4 protein-coding genes are annotated in these 4,641 nt (G+C 40.2%); 3 read left to right on the top strand and 1 reads right to left on the bottom strand.

What is annotated here, in order from left to right; genetic code table 11:
- The 3 genes from ABI367_RS12615 to ABI367_RS12605 form a co-directional block, all read left to right on the top strand.
- Window positions 1-2,722, top strand: a 2,722-nt coding sequence (locus ABI367_RS12615; protein ID WP_462231628.1) for an outer membrane beta-barrel protein, incomplete at its 5' end; no start/stop codon positions are given.
- Window positions 2,723-2,729: 7 nt separating this feature from the next.
- Window positions 2,730-3,512 carry a GLPGLI family protein gene (locus tag ABI367_RS12610; RefSeq protein WP_462231627.1) on the top strand — a complete coding sequence of 261 codons (783 nt, stop codon included), beginning with the start codon at window positions 2,730-2,732 and terminating at the stop codon, window positions 3,510-3,512.
- A 62-nt stretch (window positions 3,513-3,574) separates the two neighbouring features.
- Window positions 3,575-3,835: a hypothetical protein gene (locus ABI367_RS12605; RefSeq protein WP_462231625.1), complete on the top strand. Its 261-nt coding sequence runs from the start codon at window positions 3,575-3,577 to the stop codon at window positions 3,833-3,835.
- A gap of 47 nt (window positions 3,836-3,882) precedes the next feature.
- On the opposite strand, the gene ABI367_RS12600 is transcribed toward ABI367_RS12605, so the two are convergent.
- Window positions 3,883-4,641: BamA/TamA family outer membrane protein (locus ABI367_RS12600; RefSeq protein ID WP_462231623.1), on the bottom strand; the 759-nt coding region annotated here is incomplete at its 5' end.

Raw genomic sequence — 4,641 nt, 5'->3', positions numbered from 1 at the left:
AACCACATTTGGTGTAAAAGGTACAACCATTGATTCGGTAAGCAAAGCCAAATTAAACACCAGCATCAGCGTATTAAACGCAAAAGATTCTGTTTTGCAAAAATTTACTTATAGTAACGAAAACGGTGCTTTTGCCGTTAGCGGTTTACCTGCGGGTAAATATTTTTTGTTGATCACTTACCCGCAATACGAGGATAAGATTCGCCCTTTTACGTTGGGTGGCGCACAACCAGTTGTCGACATCGGTAATATTAATATGAACTTTGTGGGTAACCAATTGGCGGAAGTTAAGATAAAGGGACCCGTGCAGGAGATAAAGATAAAGGGCGATACATTAGAGTTTAACGCCAAAGCCTATGTTGTGCAACCAAACGCCAAGGTAGAAGATCTGCTAAAACAAATACCCGGCATACAGATAGATAAAAACGGTAAAATTACCATGAACGGCGAGGCCGTACCAAAGGTATTGGTAGACGGGGAGGAATTTTTTGGAGATGACCCCACACTGGTTACCCAAAACTTACGCGCCGACATGGTATCCTCTGTACAGATATATGATAAAAAAAGTGACCAGGCCGCGTTTACCGGTATAGACGATGGGCAAAAAACCAAAACCATTAACGTTAAGCTGAAGGAGGATAAAAAGCGGGGCTATTTTGGTAAGGTAATGGGGGGTGTAGGTACCGATGATTATTACGAAAGCCAGTTGATATACAACAAGTTTACAGCTAAAAATAAATTTTCGGTATACGGAACAATGGCTACTGACGGTAAAGTAGGCTTAGGCTTAGCAGATAATACAAAAATTGGTGCCTCAAGCAATAACGTACAAATTAGCGATGGTGGCGGTGTAGTTATTATTAGCAGTGGCGATGATGACCTTGACTCGTTTGATGGTAACTATAATGGTAATGGTTTGCCGGTAGCCAGAGCAGGCGGCGCGCATTATGATGGGAAAATAAAAAAAGATGCTACGTTAAATGTCAATTATAAAATAGGCTCGTTAGAAGTTACCGGTAATCAAAACATATTTAACCAAATAACCATACCCGGAACTCAACAAGACAGGACCACCAATCGTACTTTTGACAATTATCAATTCAGGCAAAAGGCTGATGTTACCTATCAAACCAAACTGGATACTTCGTCAAACCTGAAATTAGGTGCCGATTATACTGCCAAGCACCAAACATTGGCAAGCAGTGCAATAACCACAATTGTAGGCGAGACCGGCAACCTGCTTAGCCGCGAGACCAAAAGAACCAATGGTGATATTGAGCAAAAAGCTTTTAATATAAGCGCGTTATACACCAAGAAGTTTAAAAAACCCAACCGTACATTTTCATGGAATGTGAGCGAATCGTATACGGAAAATGATACCAAGGCCTATTTATATGATGACATTTATTCTCCCGCTAAAACACCAACTGATTCTATTACCGACCAGTATAAACCCATTACTGCACGTAGCTCATCCTTTAATAGTAATATGACCTATAGCGAACCGTTGGCAAAATATTTTGCCGTGCAATTTAATTATGGGCTTGGAATACTAAACGGCACGTCAGACAAACCTTCTTTTGATAAATCCGGTACAGGTAAATATGACGTGTTCAACTCAACATATAGCAACAACTTTAAGGTTGACCAGTTAACCAACCAGTTTGGTGGTGTGTTTAATTATAAAAAAGGTAAGGTGTTAATAAATTTTGGTGCCAGGGCATCGGTTGTTGATCTTGATCAAGTGGAGCGATATAATGGCCGGTCATTTAAACGCAGCTTTGTTAACTGGAGCCCACAGGCAAGGTATCAGTATCAGCCATCATCAACAAAAGTAATATATTTTAACTACAGCGGTTACATGACCCAACCCAATATGGATCAATTACAACCGGTGCCGGTAAATACAAACCCGCTTGATATTGTAATTGGTAACCCGGACCTGAAAGCCTCATTCTCACATAGTTTTACCGCTATCTATCAAACGCAGCAAATTATAAGCAGACAATCTTTTTCTGTAAACGGCAACTTTAACTTTACCGAAAATCCAATTGCATCCAGGACTACTATTGATCCAGCATCAGGTAAAACCGTTACGCAAAGTGTGAATATTACAGGTAATACGCCTTTTAACTATAGCGTAGGTGCTAATATCAGAAGAAGAATAACCGGCACGGAAATAGACGCGGGCATAAATGCCAGCACAAGCGGAAGCGTAGGATTTGGCTATATTAATGGTGCATTAAATCAAACAACACAAAACAGTTACAACGTAGGTTTGCAAATGCAAACAGCTAAAGTAAAAAAATACGAGTTGGGCTTTAGGGTTGGGCCAAGCTATAGCTTTAACCGATATTCGGTAACACCAAACCAAAATAATAATGCAGCAGGTGCGAATGTAAATGCACGGGGTGTATTGTATCTGCCCGGAAAGTTCATTCTCTCATCAGACGTAAATTACAACCATTCTGGCAAAACGCAAAGCATTGACGCGATAGATATCACGAATTTAAATGCTTCGCTTAGCAAAACTTTCTTAAAGGAAGATAACCTAAAATTATCACTTTTAGGCAACAACCTGTTAAACGCCAACCCAACCCTTAACCGCCGTGTAACTACCACTGGAATTACGCAAAACAGTTACAACACTATACTGAGGTACTTTATGTTTAGCGTAACCTGGGATTTTACAAAATTTGGTACAACTGCCGCAAAAAACTAACCTTATCATGAAAAAGACATTAATTGCTATCATCTGTATATTATTATCGGGCAAAGTTTTATTGGCCCAGCAAACCGCACGTTTTATTACCAGTGGCACTATTGAATTTCAAAAAAGGGTAAATACATTCCAGGTAATTAACCAGGCAATTGGAACAAAAGGCGACCCGTTATTGGTGGCGGCACTTGATCAATATAAAAAGAGCCAACCTCAGTTTGCCTTATTTAACAGTACACTTACTTTTAATAATAATAAAACGTTATTAACACCTATTTTGCCCGAAACACCTTATAATAGTTTCCAGCTTAACCCCATGACAGCCCCGTCTAATACGGTTTACACTGATCTAACAGCCGGCACCATCATCATGCAAAAAGATGCCATGGGCGATCAGTTTTTGATAAAAGATAATGTGCGTAAGATTAAATGGAAGTTAACCGACGAAACCCGCGATATACTGGGCTACACCTGTCGCCGGGCAAATGGTATCGTATCTGATTCGATATATGTGGTGGCATTTTATACTGATAAAATAAGGGTTAGCAGTGGCCCCGAATTATTTAACGGCTTGCCGGGCATGATTTTACAATTAGCCATTCCGCACGAAAATGTATCGTGGGTGGCTACCAAAGTAATTGACAGCGCACCCACCACGCCAATAGTCGCGCCTACAAAGGGAAAAGCAATGACTACCAAAGAATTATTGACCCTCCTTGAAAAATCACTGTCGAGTTACAGGGGCAGGGGTATCAATATTGACTATTATATAAAAATATTAGGATTGTTGTAATTTTGTTTTTATTAAATAATAATATTATTTTTAATAATTAATTAATAAAAACCTATATTATTATGAAAAAATTAAAATTGAATGGCATCAAAGCGATGACCAAAGAGCAAATGAAAGTTATTAACGGAGGATACGGCTCGACATTCGGCTGCTATATTTGGAATCCGTACGACAATCCAACTCAAAAGGTCTGGGTTACGTGTGAAGGTGCAGGATCAGTATTGGATTGTCAGAACGCGGTTCAAGCGTATTGCGGTAACAACCCAATGAATCTATGTACGTTTAATAGTAATGATTGTGGCACACTATGGAGCTCCTATTAAATATAAAAGGCTTATGATGGAGATATTTTTACCATTGTGTACATTAATTAAAAAGGATACCCTATTGCCAAATTAAATACCAGGTTTTGTCCGCGCCATTTTGAATCTCTAAAATCTATCTGGTTAATAACTACACGCTGTCCTTCGGGCAGGTTAGGTTTGATGATAGGGAAGGCCAGGTCAGTACGTAAAACCAGCACAGTAAGGTTAAAACGTAAGCCTACACCCACATCTGCCGCTACCTGACTCAAAAAGTTTTTGCCAAAGGCCGCGCCCGGCAAATTGGCGTTGCTACGCAACAGCCATATATTACCTGCATCGGCAAATAAAGCACCTTCAACAATGCTGAACAATTTTGGGCGGAGTTCCACATTGGCTTCCATTTTAATATCGCCCGACTCGTCCGGTAAAAAGTTAGTGCCCTGTGTTAAATTGGTTGGAGGATTATATGCTCCCGGCCCTAATGAACGTGCCTGAAAACCGCGCAAACTATTTGCGCCGCCTATAAAAAATTGCTGACTGTACGGCATCACGGTGGAATTGCCATAAGTCAAGCCCGCCCCGGCCATAAAACGCGCGGCTATTTTAGTATTTGGCGAAAGTTTATGGTAAAAGCGTAGCTCGCTCTCCAGCTTTACATACTGGTTAAACGGCTGCCCCAATATCCTTCTTACTTTACCCGCTGCACTATCGGCACCGGTTATCAAGCCATATATATTGCCTGATAAACTTACTTTACCCATAAAATAAATGGTATTTTTCCTGTACTCCTCCATTGTATTGGTATAGGTGTACATATAGGTTGG

The organism is Mucilaginibacter sp. (genome assembly GCF_039935595.1).
Classification (GTDB): Bacteria; Bacteroidota; Bacteroidia; order Sphingobacteriales; family Sphingobacteriaceae; genus Mucilaginibacter.
Note: the sequence above shows the minus strand (reverse complement) of the source record. Positions and strands in the feature narration are given on the sequence as shown.